We start from the raw sequence: 12,593 nt of genomic DNA, 5'->3' as shown, positions 1-12,593 counted from the left end.
GCTACGTTGCCGGTCATGGACTGGCACCGCATCGTCGAACTGCACGGCCCCACCAACGGCTCGCACGGCAGCGGCTACCTGCTGGCGCCGGGGCTGGTGCTGACGGCGCGTCATGTCGCCGACGGCCTGGCGACGATGCGGCTGCGCCTGCTCGAAGCCGATGCCGACGGCCTGCCCGCCGGCGTCGGCGCCTGGCAGTCGGCGCGGGTGGTCTGGTGCGGCAGCGGCGGCACGGACCTGGCCCTGCTGGTGCCCGCCGACGCCGCCGCGGTGTTCCGCACGCCACCGGGTGGCGTGACGCTCGGGCGGCTCGACAGTCGAAGCCGCGCGCCGGTGCGGGTCGACGCGCTCGGTTTTCCGCGCGCGGTGGCCACCGCCACGCACAGCGACACGCTGCACGTCGAGGCCTGGGTCGATCCGCTGACCGCCGTGCGTGCCGCCGTGCTGCAACTGCAGGTGACGAGCAGCCGCCCGGCCGACGCGCAAGGCTGGCGCGGCATGTCGGGCGCGGCGGTGTTCGCGGCTGACCGGCTGGTGGGCGTGGTCGAAGCGGTGCCGGCCGCGCTCGACGACCACACGCTGCGCGCGGTGCCGGTGCACCCGCTGCTGGACGACGCCGAGGCGGTGCAATGGCTGCGCGCGGCCGGTGTCGCGACGGCATTTCCGCAGGTCGACGCCGACTACGTGTCGCGCCTGCCCCGTGCGGGCGACTGGCGCGGCCTGCGCGAGACCTACACCCGCGCCGTGGTGACGACGCTGTGCCGCGTCGATCATGTCGGTTATGCCGTCGGCGGTGCGGCCGCGCGGCGCATCCCGGCGCTGGCGGCGTATGCGGCGCAGCGCTTCGTGCCCGGCGGGGCGGCCAGCGGCGACGCCGGCACCGATGCGTTCATGGGCTCGGTCTTGACGCTGATCTTCGGTGGGCTCGGCCAGCGCTTCGACCTGACCGGGCGCGGCCTGCTCGGCGCCGAATGGCTGGCGCAGCTGCCGCGGGGGGTGATCGTGGCCGAGGGCGGCGCGGGCAAGTCCACCGTGCTGCGGCAGATGCTGGCGCGCGCGTCCGGCGGCGCGGCGCTGCGGGTGCCGGTCTGGGTGTCGCTGGCGCGGCTGCCGCAGGGCGGCGCGCTGAGCGTGCCGCGCTTCATCACCCACCTGGTCGCGCAGGCGCGCGACGAGCTGGGCCTGGTCGACGTGACGCCCGCGTTCTTCGAGGCGCTGGCACAGGAAGGCCAGCTCGTCATCGCGCTCGATGCGCTCGACGAATGCGGCTCGCTGGCGCGCCGCCAGCAGGTGCGCGAGCTGATCGTCGAGCTGGCGCGGCAATGGCCGGGCTGCACGCTGTTCGTCAGCTCGCGCCCCGATGCCTTGCGCGACACGCCGCTGCCGCTGCCCGAGGCCGGCGCCGACCCCGCCGCGCCGGACCGGTTCTATCCCTTCGGCCTGGCGCCGTTCGGGCCCGACGACATCGTGCCCTTCATGGCCAGCGCCTTCGACGACGGCGCCCGGCTGGGCCAGGACATCGCCCATCGCACCGGCATCGAGGCGCTGATCCGCACGCCGTTGACGCTGACCCTGGTCGGCCTGGTGGCGCGCAGCAACAAGGGCCTGCCGGCCAACCGCACGCAGCTGTTCGCGCGCTGCCTGGACACCGTCTGCGAGACCTGGGAGGACACCAAGGGCGCCGCCGCCGACGGCCTGCTGCCGGCGCAGCGCCTGGACGTGCTGCGCTGGCTCGGCTGGACGGCGCAGCGCGCCGGTGGCGACGAACTGGATGCGCCGACCGCGCTCGCCGCCATCGGGCAATCCGATGACGCACCCAACCTCGGCCGGGCCCGCACGGTGCTCGACGGCCTGGCGCGCCGCAACCTGCTGCTGCGCGCCGAGACCGGGTCGGGCGCGTCGACCGCGGTGCGCAGCCTGCGCTTTGCCCACCCGCAGTTTCGCGAATACCTGGCCGGTGCGCACCTGGCCGAACACTTCATGCGCGATGCGGGCGCGGTCGTGCCGGCGATGGCGCCGCACTGGCTCGACACCACCTGGCTCGACGTGCTGCGCTTCGCGACCGCCACGCTGGACGATCAGCCGAGCGGGCGCGATGCCTTTTTGCGCGCCGTGCTCGATGCGCCCGACCCCTGGCGCGACCTGCTGCACCGGCCCGAGTTCCTGGCCGTGCGGCTGCTGGCTCGGTTGAGGCAGGCCGATGCGGCGATCGTTGCCGACGTGGTCGACACGCTGGCGCACGTGGCGCTGCACGAACCGGCCTTGCGCAACGACGCCGCGCAGGCGCTGCTCGATCTCGGTCATCACCCGGCGGCCACGCCCGTGCTCGAACGGCTGGCGCGCGGCGAGGGCGTGGCGCAGGTCTTCGAGGCGGTCGACGCCGACGACGACCACCGCAACGAGCGCTGGCATTGGCGGCTGGGCGCAGTCGCGGCCTTGGGCACCTTGCCGGATCGGCCGGTCACGGCGCTGCGGGCGCTCGAAGGCCTGCCCGCATGCGGTGCGGCCGCGCAGCGCGAATGGTGGGCCACGCGCCACCGCATCGGCGACACGGCGGCGGCGCTGGCCGGCCTCGAACAGCTGTTCGTGACGCGCGACGATGATCGCGATGCGGCGGCGCTGGCGGCGACGCTGGACGAACTGCAGGCCGGCGCCCACTTCGACCGCTGGCTCGCGCAGGCGCTGGCGGCCGATCCGGCGCCGGGTGTGCGGCTGGCGCAGCTGGGCCTCGAACGCGGCGTGCTGCCGGCGCAGTCGCCGCAGTGGCCGGCCTTGTTCGAACGCGCCGCGGCGCTGCTGGCTCAGAACGATCCGGTCGACGACGGCGCGCCGCCCTTCGTCAGCGAGGCGTGTTACTTGGCGCTGGGTCAGCCCGCACTGCTGGCGCTGCCGGCCGCGCAGGCGCTGCTGATCGAGGCGCTGCGTCATCGGTCGCTGGTCTGGTACGTCGGCCCGCACCTGCTCGACGCCTGGCCGGCGCTGGCCGCACCGGCGGTCGCGGCGATGGGCGATTACGTCGCCGACACGTCCGACCCCGTGCTGCGTTCGCGTGCGATGGGCTCGCGCCTGCGCATCGTCATCGGCGCGCTGTGCCGGCTGGGCGACGACATGCTGGCCGTGCCGGTGCTGCAGCGGCTGGTCGAGCGGCTGCCGGTGTCGCCGTACGACTGGCAGGACGTCGCCCGCTCGCTGCTGCAGCGCGGCGTGCACGAGCCGGTGCACACGCGGCTGCGGCAGCGGATCGTGCTGCCGGCGGGTGTCGACGACCGGCATCCGGACGATGCCAGCCAGCCGCGCGCCCAAACCTGGTGGCTGGCCTGGCAGCTCGATGCCGGTGCCACCCGCGCCTGGCTGGAGGCGATGTTCCGCAGCAGCGCCGATCCGGTGGCCGACGCGCGGCACCTGATGACGATCTGGCGCGTCAGCGGCATCGAACGCGTGGCGGGTGCGTGGTTCGCGCTGATCGCCGACGAGTCGAAGGCCGATGCGGCTGCCGGCCGCTCGCCCGATGGCATGCCCGGGTGGCGGTTCCTGCACACGCTGACCACCTGCGAGCACGACACGGCCTACTCCGACCTCGCTCGCCATGTCCTGTACGGCAGCGTGTTCGACGACCAGCCCGAACCGCGCCCGCCGCCGCCCACGCTGGCGCAACTGCAACGGCGTTTTGCACAGGCGATCGAACGCGACCACGCGCCGCGAGAGGGTCGTGACACGCGCGATGTCGGTCGCCATCTCGACATCGACGACGTGCGCGGGCTCGGCCAGATGCTGGGCCAGATCGCCAAGCTGGCCGACGTGGCGACGGCGCTGGCCTTGGCCGACACCTGGCTGCATGACGCGCTGGCCGACGCGGCCGAACCGCTAGAAGCGCGGGCCGATCGCCTGTTCGAGCGCCTGCAGGCGATCGGGCCGACCGGCTTGCGCGCGCCGCAGTGGCGCGATCTCGTCGCCGATCTGGCCCGCCGGCTCGAGCCGGCGCAGCGCATCGACCTGATCGGCTGGCTGCGCGCCAACGCCTGAGCGGCTCGTCCGCGTGGGCGGCGTCTCAGCGCACGATCTTATCGAGCGGCGCGGCCAGCGGGGCGTCGAGATAAGGCGTCGGGCGGCGCAGGTTTTCGGCGCAGAACAGGCGGAACTCGTTGGGCTCGGTCGGCGCGGCCTGTTCGACGTAGCCGCAGGCGTGCAGCAGGTGCTGCAGGCCGGCGACGATCTGGCCGTCCGGGTCCTGGTCGATCACGAGGTCGAGCAGGCCCTGCTGCAGCCAGCGGCGGTGGTCGTCGCTGAGTTCGTGGCCGATCCAGGCGATGTGCGGCAAGCCCGCGCCGGCCTGCTGCAAGGCGCTGGCGACACCGCCGGTGCCGGCGCCGCTGTGATAGATCGCCACCAGCGGCCGGCCGTTGCCGCGCGCGGTGAGCAGGGCGCGCTGCACGGCCAGGTGGCAGCGGTCGGCGTCGTCCAGGCATTCGACCGGCGCGCTCACCGCCAGCTGCGGATGGCGCTGCGCCAGCACCTGCTGGCAGCCCAGCATGCGCTCGGCATGGGCGCGGTAGCTCAGGCTGTGGGTGAGCAGCAGCACCTGGCCGGCGGGATGGACGCCGTCGGGCGCGCCCTGGCTGGCGCCAGCCAGTCGGCCGATGAAGTGCCCGGCGGTGCGCCCGGCGCTCAGGTTGTCGATGCCGGCGTAATGCAGTTGAGGCACCTCGGCGATCGGGCTCATCAGCGTCACCACCGGCAGGCCGCTGGCGATCTGCTCGCGCAGCGCCTGGCGCACCGCCGGGCTGTCGCGCAGCGCCACCATCAGGCCGTCGCGGCGGTGGCCGGGCTGGCTGCTCTTGCCGATGGCGGCGAGCACCTGGGCCTCGTCCTGCGCGTCGACGCGGTGGCGGTGGATCACGATGCGCGCGTCGAGCATCTGCGCGGTGCGCTGCAGCGCCAGCTCGAGGCGGCGGAAGTAGGGCGTCGGGCTCTGCGCCAGGATCACGTCGAAACGTGTCAGCCCGTGGCGCGGATCGGGCAGCACGCGCGGCACGCCCAGCCGCTTGGCGGCGGCCACCACCTTGGCGCGCGTGGGCGCGGAGACGCTGCCGCTCTCGTTGAGCACGCGGTTGACGGTGGCGGTGCTGACCCCGGCCGCCGCGGCGATCTCGACGAAGCGCGCGCTCTTCTTGCGCCGGGTCATGCGCGTGCCCGGCTCACGCCACGCTCAGGCGTGTGCGGCTTCGACCGCATCGCGCAGCCAGGCCATGCTGGCGGCGAGTTCGGCTTCGATCGTGGCCGAGGCGGCGACCGATTCGGCGAAGGGCTCGAACGACACGCAGCCGGCGTAACCCGCATCCAGCAGGCGGCGGATCTGCGCCGGGTTGCCGAGGCGGTCGGCACCGCCGACCAGCACGCGGTGGCCGTCGCGCATGTCGGGCACGGTGACGGCCGAATCCTCGACGCCGGAGATGTGGATCAGGCCGGTCCACTCGGGGAAGAACAGGCCCTCGCCGGCGAGGTGGTGGTGGAAGGTGTCGTGCACGAGGCGGAAGGTCGCGTCGGCCTTGATTTCTTCAAACGCGCGCACCGCCTGCGACTTGCGGCGCACCGCGCATTCCTCGAAGCCCAGCGGCTCGACCAGGCCGACGATGCCGTACTCGTTGAGGATCGGCTTGAGCGATGTCAGCGCGTGCACCAGCGCGGCGTGGCGCTCTTCGGGCGTGCGCTTGTCAGCGCGGCTGTTGGTGGGGCAGAGCACCAGCGCCTCGGCGCCGCAGTCGCGGGCGTAGCGGGCCAGCGCGATGGCCTCGGCCTCGCACTCGGCGTCGAACTGCTCGAAGCGCTGCAGCGCGTTGATCGAGCGGATCACCAGGCCGTGGGCGCGGGCGATCTCGCCGATGTGGGCGGCGGGCGTGCCGTCGGTGATCTCGACGCCGGCGAGGTCGTTGCGGATCTCGATCGCCGACACGCCCAGGCGGCGGGTCATGGCGCAATAGGCGTCGAAGGCCATGCGGGGGGCGGACATGCGGTTGAGCGCAAAACGGATCGGGGTCATGGGTGTCTCCTCGGTGGGTGCAGCGGTCGGGCAGGGTGCCGTGGACCGCAACTCTAGGCAGGTCACCGGGTGGCGTCAGCAGCAACGTTGATCAAATTTGATCATGCCGCGAGGCCGGCGCCAGTGGGGTCTTCAAGGAGCCGGGAGCTGCGTTCATGAAAACATTGGTTCCATGGAAAACGAGCATGGAAAAAAAATTCCATTCTCGAAAGTGCTTGGCTATAGTGCGCGGCAGCACCGCACAGATGCGGGCCGGACCGCCTTGGCGCTTGTCCATCCCCTTGTTCCGTTCTGCAGGAGACACCCCATGAAAAACGTCGCCGTCTTTGGCGCTGGCCGCATCGGCCGCATCCACGCCACCAACCTGGCCGCGCTGCCGGGCGTCAAGCTCAAGTTCATCTGCGATCCCGTGGGCGAGAGCGCCGCGCAGCTGTCCAAGCAGCTCGGCGCCGAGGTCTCGACCATCGAGGCCGTGCTGGCCGACAAGTCGATCGATGTCGTCGCGATCACCTCGCCGACGTCGACTCACTCCGACCTGATCACCCGTGCTGCCGCTGCCGGCAAGCACATCTTCTGCGAGAAGCCGGTCGACCTGTCGGTGCCGCGCGCCATCGCCTGCGGCGAGGCCGTCAAGGCCGCGGGCGTGGCCTGCATGATCGGCTTCCAGCGCCGTTTCGACCCGACCTTCAACGACGCCCGCACCCGCATGGACGCCGGTGCCATCGGCAACCCCGAGATGCTGATCATCACCAGCCGCGATCCGGGTGCGCCACCGGCCGAATACATCAAGGCCTCGGGCGGCATCTTCCGCGACATGCTGATCCACGACCTGGACGTGTTCCGCTGGATCCTGTGCGCCGACGGCGACGAGGCCGAGTGGCTCTCCGCCACCGGCTCGGTCCTGACCGACCCGGCGATCGCCGACCTGGGTGACGTCGACAGCACCGCCGTGACGATCCGCACCAAAAAGGGTCGCCTCTGCCAGATCAACACCAGCCGCCGCGCCGCCTACGGCTACGACCAGCGCTTCGAGGTGCTGGGCTCGCTGGGCATGCTGCAGTGTGGCAACCAGGCGCCCAGCGAAGTGGTCGAGTGGAACGCCAACGGCATCACCGCCAACAAGCCGGAAGCCTTCTTCCTGCAGCGCTACGCCGCCGCCTACAAGGCCGAGCTGGCGCACTTCTTCGACTGCCTGCAGACCGGGGCGGCCTTCCGCACCACGGTGGCCGACGGCGTGAAGGCGCAGATCCTGGCCGACGCCGCAGCCGAAAGCTGCATCAGCGGCCAACCGGTGAAGCTCTGATGAGCGCCGCCACCGCTCGTCTGCGTGTCGGCATCGCCGGCCTGGGCCGACTGGGCAAGCGCCACGCCGAGGCGCTGGCCTTCGGCACCCGCCATGTCGAACTGGTCGCTGCCTGCAGCCCGGTCGAGGCCGAACGCGATTTCGCGCGCGACTCGCTGGGCGTCGAGCGCCTCTACGCCGACTTCGACGTCTTCATCGCCGATCCCGACATGGACGCTGTGGTGCTGGTCACGCCGACTTCGTTGCACGCCGACCAGGCGATCGCCGCGTTGCGCGCAGGCAAGCACGTCTTCATCGAGAAGCCGCTGGCGCTGAACATGGCCGACTGCGAGCGCGTGCTGGCGGTGGCCGCCGAGCGTCTCGATCAGGTGGCGATGGTGGGCTTCGTGCGGCGTTTCGATCCGAGCTATGTCAGCGCGCAGGCCAGCGTGGCCGGCGGCGAGATCGGCCGGCCGTTCCTGGTGCGCTCGCAGACCTGCGACCGCAACGATCCGGACGGCTTCTTCGTCCGCTTCGCGCCCAGCTCGGGCGGCATCTTCATGGATTGCAGCGTGCACGACATCGACCTGGCGCGCTGGCTGCTCGGCCGGCCGAAGGCGCTGCGCGCCTTTGCCACCGGCACGATCGCGCTGCATCCGGGCCTGGCCGACTGCGGCGACGTCGACAACGGCCTGGCGATCGTTGAATTCGAGGGCGGTGCGCGGGCGGTGTTCTATGCCTCACGCACGATGGCGCATGGCCATGAAACCAGCACCGAGGTGATCGGCACCGCCGGCAAGCTGCTGGTGGGCGAACACGCCGCGCGCGACCGCATCGTGCGCAGCGACGCCCACGGTGTGCGCCACGCCGTGCTGGCGGACTTTCATGAGCGCTTCCAGGCGGCCTTCGGCGCCGAGATGGCGGCTTTCGTGGCGGCTTGCCGCGGCGACGCGCCGTTGACGCTGACCCTGACCGATGCGGCCGAAGCCACCCGAATCGGCCTGGCCATCACGCGTTCGCTGCACAGCGGCATGCCCGAGGTGGTGTGAGATGGGCTCGAGCGCTGCGCGATCGGGGCGATCAGGATGGCCCCTATCGCCTGCATCCCGTCAGGTGAGCGGCGGGCGAGCCTGCACGACCGGCGGGGGCGCCTGCGGCAGTTCGTCCATGCCGCCGCGGCGCCAGGCGTCCAGATTCGTGAAGGTGAACCCGCAACCCGTGCATCGGTATTGACCTGTCGGCCCCATCGCGCCCGCCGCATTGCGGTCGATCATTCGACGGTAGCTGGTGGCACTGCACCGGTGGCATTTGTTCAAAGTGGGCATGTTCGGATGGTAGGCGATCGGGGCCTTGCTGCCGCAACAGTCCCCGCGTCGGGGTGTCGCTCATCGCCAAGCCCCGCGGACGAGCGGTTCAAGGGCATGGCGATCAGTCCTGCGGCAATCGTCCCGTTGCGGTCGGTTTTTTCATGGTGATGACATGGAACGGGCATTTCACGGCGCAAGCGCTGCAGCCCGTGCACCGGTCCGGTTCGTGCAGCACCGACGACTTCTTCCCGCCGACGGTCTCGAGGCTCAGCAGGTGCAGCGCGTCGCACGCGGCGACGCACCAACCGCAGCCCGTGCAGCGACGAGTGTCGATGTCCGGCAGTCGCCCGGTTGCCTGACGTTCGACTATTGCGTCGGCCATGGATCGAACGAGCTGAAACGGCCCTCGCCGGCCATGACATCGAGTCCCGAAACCACCGCTGAGGTCGGGCCGTGACGTGCCCATTCGACGATCCGATCGACCGCTTCCGCCGGGCCTGCCACCATCGCCTCGACCGATCCGTCGCGACGATTGCGCACCCAGCCGCATACGCCCAGCCTTCGGGCCTCCTCGACCATCGACCACCGGTAGCCGACACCCTGCACCACGCCGCGGATCTCGAGTCGCAGGACAGTCTCAGCCATGAGATTCCATCTTGTTGTGCATGCGCATCAGCGTAATGGAAGTGGACAAGATACCCGGCTCGGAAACGACAAAGCCCCAGCGAGTGGGGCTTTGTGCATCCTTGGGCTGCAAGGATAATTTCTGGTCGGGGTGAGAGGATTCGAACCTCCGGCCTCTACGTCCCGAACGTAGCGCTCTACCAGGCTAAGCTACACCCCGATTTGCTGTTGATTTTTAAGAACTTCTTTCAACAGACTGAGCACATAAGTATAACAGTGCTTCCTTGAACTGGGAAGAGGGTAGAGAAGAAAGATGTGCACGAGCCTTGTTGGCTTCATCCCTGGCGGCCTGGCGAGTGGCTTCCAGTGCGCCTGTGCTGCGCACGATCTCGATGATTTCAGGCAGGCGCTCGACCTCGCCGTGCTCGATTGCATGGCGGATCAGATCGCGCTGTGTGCTGCTGCCGTGCTGCATCGCCAGCAGCAGGGGCATGGTCGGCTTGCCCTCGCGCAAGTCGTCGCCCACGTTCTTGCCCAATTGGGCGGTGGCGCCTTCGTAGTCGAGCAGATCGTCGATCAACTGGAAGGCGGTCCCGAGGCAGCGGCCGTATGACGCGCAGCTGTCTTCGAGCGGTGCGCTGACGCCGGCCAGCACGGCGCCGGTGCGGGCGCTGGCTTCGAAAAGCTTGGCCGTCTTGTAGCGGATCACGCGCAGGTAGGCCTCGATGCTGATGTCGGGGTCGTGCATGTTGAGCAGCTGCAGCACCTCGCCCTCGGCGATCACGTTGGTGGCATCTGCCAGCACGTCGAGCACCCGCAGACGGTTCACAGACACCATCATCTGGAAGGCACGCGAATACAGGAAATCGCCCACCAGCACGCTGGCGGCGTTGCCGAAGATCGCGTTGGCGGTCTTGCGGCCGCGGCGCAGGTCGGATTCGTCGACGACGTCGTCGTGAAGCAGCGTGGCGGTGTGGATGAACTCGACCGTCGCGGCCATCTCGAAGCGCTCGGGTCCGTCGAAATCGAGTGCTCGGGCGAACAGCAGCACCAGCAACGGCCGGATGCGTTTGCCGCCGGCACTGACGATGTAGTGCGAGATCTGGTTGATCAGCGCGACCTCGGAGGCGAGGCGACGGTGAATCACGGCGTCGACTTGTGCCATCTCCGCGGCCATCAAGGCTGCAGGAGTGGACGTGTTCGATTCTGGGGAGGCTAGGCTCACGAGTGGGCGGTGTGTGTTGGCAAGTCGCCGCATGTCGTGGCGTTCCGTGACGCTGGCACAGAACCAGTGTCGAATGCGGCAATTATAGGAACTGCGTCACGGCCGGTTTCCTGCGAGCTTCTTGCGGTGATCAAGCCCGTTGCGCGGAGGCACCATGGCGCCGCTCGCCGGTCGGATAAAAGACGCGTCGGTCAACTGTGCTAGACTCTTGGGCTTCGCGTGAAGCGGCCAAGGGCGGCTTGCTTTGCGCGGGGATGTTCTTTGAGTATGAAAGGCTGATATGTACGCGGTCATAAAAACCGGTGGCAAGCAATACAAGGTTGCTGCTGGCGAAAAAATTAAAGTAGAACAGATTGCTGCGGAAGTTGGCCAAGAGATCGTGATCGACCAGGTTCTCGCGCTCGGAAGCGGCGCGGATCTGAAAATCGGCACGCCCTTGGTTGAAGGCGCAACTGTAACGGCCACTGTGTTGGCGCAAGGCAGGCACGACAAGGTCCGCATCTTCAAGATGCGCCGTCGCAAGCACTACCAAAAGCGGCAAGGTCACCGCCAGAACTTCACCGAGCTGCAAATCAGCGCGGTGCTGGGCTGAGCCCGCCGTCTTCGATTCAGGAGCTGAAACATGGCACAGAAAAAAGGCGGCGGTTCCACACGGAACGGCCGTGACTCCCAACCGAAAATGCTCGGTGTGAAGGCTTACGGCGGCCAGATGGTGAGCGCAGGCTCGATCATCGTGCGCCAACGTGGCACCCGGTTCCACGCCGGCACCAACGTCGGCATGGGTCGCGATCACACGCTGTTCGCGTTGGTCGATGGCACCATCTCGTTCGACGTCAAGGGCGCGTCGAACCGCAAGACGGTGTTCGTCACGCCGGTCTGAGCGCGATCCATCGCGTGTGAAGCCCCGGCGCGCCGGGGCTTTTTGCTTTGGCGCGCCGATCGGCGATCTATTGTTCTGAAGGGGTATCCATGAAATTCGTCGACGAAGTCACCATCGATGTGACGGCCGGCAACGGTGGTGCAGGCTGCGCCAGCTTCCGGCGCGAGAAGTTCATCCCCTTCGGCGGCCCCGACGGCGGCAACGGCGGGCATGGCGGCAACATCTTCGTGGTCGGTGATCGCAATCTGAACACGCTGATCGACTTCCGCTACATCCGGCGCTACACGGCCCGCAACGGCGAGGCCGGCCGCGGTTCCGACCAGTTCGGCGCGGCCGGCGAGGACATCGTGCTGCGCGTGCCGGTCGGCACCATCATCACCGACACCGAAACCGGCGAGAAGATCGCCGAGTTGCTGGTGCACGATGAAAAGATCCTGCTCGCCAAGGGCGGCGACGGTGGTTTCGGCAACCTGCACTACAAGACCAGCACCAACCGCGCGCCGCGTCAGAAGACGCCCGGCTGGCCCGGCGAGGTCAAGAACCTGAAGCTCGAATTGCGCGTGCTGGCCGATGTCGGCCTGCTGGGCATGCCCAACGCCGGCAAGTCGACGCTGATCGCCGCCATCTCCAACGCCCGCCCGAAGATCGCCGACTACCCGTTCACCACGCTGCATCCCAACCTGGGCGTGGTGCGCGTGGGCCCGAGCCAGAGCTTCGTGGTGGCCGACATCCCCGGCCTGATCGAGGGTGCCTCCGAAGGGGCCGGTCTCGGTCATCGCTTCCTGCGCCACCTGCAGCGCACCCGCGTGCTGCTGCACATGATCGACATGGCACCGTTCGACGACAACGTCGACCCGGTTGCGCAGGCCAAGGCGATCGTCAAGGAGCTCAAGAAGTACGACCCGGCGCTGTATGAAAAGCCGCGCTGGCTGGTGCTCAACAAGCTCGACATGGTGCCGGTCGAGCAGCGTGCCGCGCTGGTCAAGGACTTCGTCAAGCGGATGCGCTGGAAGGGCCCTGTCTTCGAGATCTCGGCCCTGACCCGTGAAGGCTGCCAGGGCCTGATCCACGCGATCTACAGCCATGTGGCATCGCTGCAGGAGCAGCCCGAGGAAGTGCCCGATCCGCGCTTCACCACCAACGAGGACCTGAGCGAGGCGGCCCCTGCGCCGGATCGCGACGACCCACGTTTTCGCTGAAACCCTGCGGCGCGGGTGCCTGCACGGCACCCGGCTCAC

The 12,593-nt window shown here is 69.3% G+C and carries 13 protein-coding genes and 1 tRNA gene; 6 read left to right on the top strand and 8 right to left on the bottom strand.

What is annotated here, in order from left to right:
* Positions 1-15: 15 nt before the first annotated feature.
* Positions 16-4,023, top strand: coding sequence for an NACHT domain-containing protein (locus tag LCHO_RS16385; RefSeq protein WP_012348291.1), 4,008 nt, complete (start codon positions 16-18; stop codon positions 4,021-4,023).
* 25 nt (positions 4,024-4,048) lie between these two features.
* Here LCHO_RS16385 and LCHO_RS16380 read toward each other — a convergent pair whose 3' ends face one another.
* From LCHO_RS16380 to LCHO_RS23470, 3 genes are all read right to left on the bottom strand, one after another.
* Complete coding sequence (locus LCHO_RS16380; protein ID WP_012348290.1) at positions 4,049-5,182, bottom strand: LacI family DNA-binding transcriptional regulator; 1,134 nt, start codon at positions 5,180-5,182, stop codon at positions 4,049-4,051.
* Positions 5,183-5,206: 24 nt separating this feature from the next.
* Positions 5,207-6,037 (bottom strand): TIM barrel protein, encoded by an 831-nt coding sequence (locus LCHO_RS16375; RefSeq protein ID WP_012348289.1) that lies wholly within the window; start codon positions 6,035-6,037, stop codon positions 5,207-5,209.
* 91 nt (positions 6,038-6,128) lie between these two features.
* Positions 6,129-6,314: a hypothetical protein gene (locus LCHO_RS23470; protein ID WP_150105502.1), complete on the bottom strand. Its 186-nt coding sequence runs from the start codon at positions 6,312-6,314 to the stop codon at positions 6,129-6,131.
* Between the two features lie 30 nt (positions 6,315-6,344).
* On the opposite strand from LCHO_RS23470, the gene iolG reads away from it, so the two are divergent.
* Both iolG and LCHO_RS16365 read left to right on the top strand, forming a co-directional pair.
* Complete coding sequence (gene iolG / locus LCHO_RS16370) at positions 6,345-7,340, top strand: inositol 2-dehydrogenase (protein ID WP_012348288.1); 996 nt, start codon at positions 6,345-6,347, stop codon at positions 7,338-7,340.
* The gene (locus LCHO_RS16365) at positions 7,340-8,368 is read left to right on the top strand and encodes a Gfo/Idh/MocA family oxidoreductase (protein WP_012348287.1); all 1,029 of its coding nucleotides are present in this window, start codon (positions 7,340-7,342) and stop codon (positions 8,366-8,368) included. Before iolG ends, LCHO_RS16365 begins: the two co-directional genes overlap by 1 nt.
* Positions 8,369-8,428: 60 nt before the next feature.
* Here the strand turns inward: LCHO_RS16365 and LCHO_RS23750 are convergent, their stop codons facing one another.
* From LCHO_RS23750 to ispB, 5 genes are all read right to left on the bottom strand, one after another.
* Positions 8,429-8,593 (bottom strand): hypothetical protein, encoded by a 165-nt coding sequence (locus LCHO_RS23750; protein ID WP_012348286.1) that lies wholly within the window; start codon positions 8,591-8,593, stop codon positions 8,429-8,431.
* A gap of 154 nt (positions 8,594-8,747) precedes the next feature.
* Positions 8,748-9,008 (bottom strand): ATP-binding protein, encoded by a 261-nt coding sequence (locus LCHO_RS22890; RefSeq protein ID WP_012348285.1) that lies wholly within the window; start codon positions 9,006-9,008, stop codon positions 8,748-8,750.
* A complete protein-coding gene (locus LCHO_RS16360; protein ID WP_012348284.1) occupies positions 8,993-9,271 on the bottom strand; it encodes an acylphosphatase in 279 nt (92 codons plus the stop codon). The genes LCHO_RS22890 and LCHO_RS16360 overlap by 16 nt, the downstream gene beginning before the upstream one ends.
* A 122-nt stretch (positions 9,272-9,393) precedes the next feature.
* A tRNA-Pro gene (locus LCHO_RS16355) sits at positions 9,394-9,470 on the bottom strand.
* 15 nt (positions 9,471-9,485) lie between these two features.
* Entirely contained in the window at positions 9,486-10,427 is a 942-nt protein-coding gene (ispB, locus tag LCHO_RS16350) for an octaprenyl diphosphate synthase (protein ID WP_012348283.1), read from the bottom strand.
* A gap of 328 nt (positions 10,428-10,755) precedes the next feature.
* Between ispB and rplU the strand changes: the two genes are divergently transcribed.
* The 3 genes from rplU (at position 10,756) to cgtA (ending at position 12,554) form a co-directional block, all read left to right on the top strand.
* Positions 10,756-11,067, top strand: a complete 312-nt coding sequence (rplU, locus tag LCHO_RS16345; protein ID WP_012348282.1) for a 50S ribosomal protein L21 — start codon at positions 10,756-10,758, stop codon at positions 11,065-11,067.
* A 30-nt stretch (positions 11,068-11,097) separates the two neighbouring features.
* Positions 11,098-11,355, top strand: a complete 258-nt coding sequence (gene rpmA / locus LCHO_RS16340) for a 50S ribosomal protein L27 (RefSeq protein WP_012348281.1) — start codon at positions 11,098-11,100, stop codon at positions 11,353-11,355.
* 89 nt (positions 11,356-11,444) lie between these two features.
* Positions 11,445-12,554: an Obg family GTPase CgtA gene (cgtA, locus tag LCHO_RS16335; protein ID WP_012348280.1), complete on the top strand. Its 1,110-nt coding sequence runs from the start codon at positions 11,445-11,447 to the stop codon at positions 12,552-12,554.
* Positions 12,555-12,593: the final 39 nt, after the last annotated feature.

This window comes from Leptothrix cholodnii SP-6 (genome assembly GCF_000019785.1).
Lineage (GTDB): Bacteria > Pseudomonadota > Gammaproteobacteria > Burkholderiales > Burkholderiaceae_C > Sphaerotilus > Sphaerotilus cholodnii.
This window is presented reverse-complemented; position numbering and strand designations above follow the sequence as displayed.

Coding starts and splice junctions, on each gene's coding strand:
- LCHO_RS16385 (WP_012348291.1), top strand. CDS start 16: ATGGACTGGCACCGCATCGTCGAACTGCACGGCCCCACCAACGGCTCG.
- LCHO_RS16380 (WP_012348290.1), bottom strand. CDS start 5,182: ATGACCCGGCGCAAGAAGAGCGCGCGCTTCGTCGAGATCGCCGCGGCG.
- LCHO_RS16375 (WP_012348289.1), bottom strand. CDS start 6,037: ATGACCCCGATCCGTTTTGCGCTCAACCGCATGTCCGCCCCCCGCATG.
- LCHO_RS23470 (WP_150105502.1), bottom strand. CDS start 6,314: ATGGACAAGCGCCAAGGCGGTCCGGCCCGCATCTGTGCGGTGCTGCCG.
- iolG (WP_012348288.1), top strand. CDS start 6,345: ATGAAAAACGTCGCCGTCTTTGGCGCTGGCCGCATCGGCCGCATCCAC.
- LCHO_RS16365 (WP_012348287.1), top strand. CDS start 7,340: ATGAGCGCCGCCACCGCTCGTCTGCGTGTCGGCATCGCCGGCCTGGGC.
- LCHO_RS23750 (WP_012348286.1), bottom strand. CDS start 8,593: ATGATCGACCGCAATGCGGCGGGCGCGATGGGGCCGACAGGTCAATAC.
- LCHO_RS22890 (WP_012348285.1), bottom strand. CDS start 9,008: ATGGCCGACGCAATAGTCGAACGTCAGGCAACCGGGCGACTGCCGGAC.
- LCHO_RS16360 (WP_012348284.1), bottom strand. CDS start 9,271: ATGGCTGAGACTGTCCTGCGACTCGAGATCCGCGGCGTGGTGCAGGGT.
- ispB (WP_012348283.1), bottom strand. CDS start 10,427: ATGGCCGCGGAGATGGCACAAGTCGACGCCGTGATTCACCGTCGCCTC.
- rplU (WP_012348282.1), top strand. CDS start 10,756: ATGTACGCGGTCATAAAAACCGGTGGCAAGCAATACAAGGTTGCTGCT.
- rpmA (WP_012348281.1), top strand. CDS start 11,098: ATGGCACAGAAAAAAGGCGGCGGTTCCACACGGAACGGCCGTGACTCC.
- cgtA (WP_012348280.1), top strand. CDS start 11,445: ATGAAATTCGTCGACGAAGTCACCATCGATGTGACGGCCGGCAACGGT.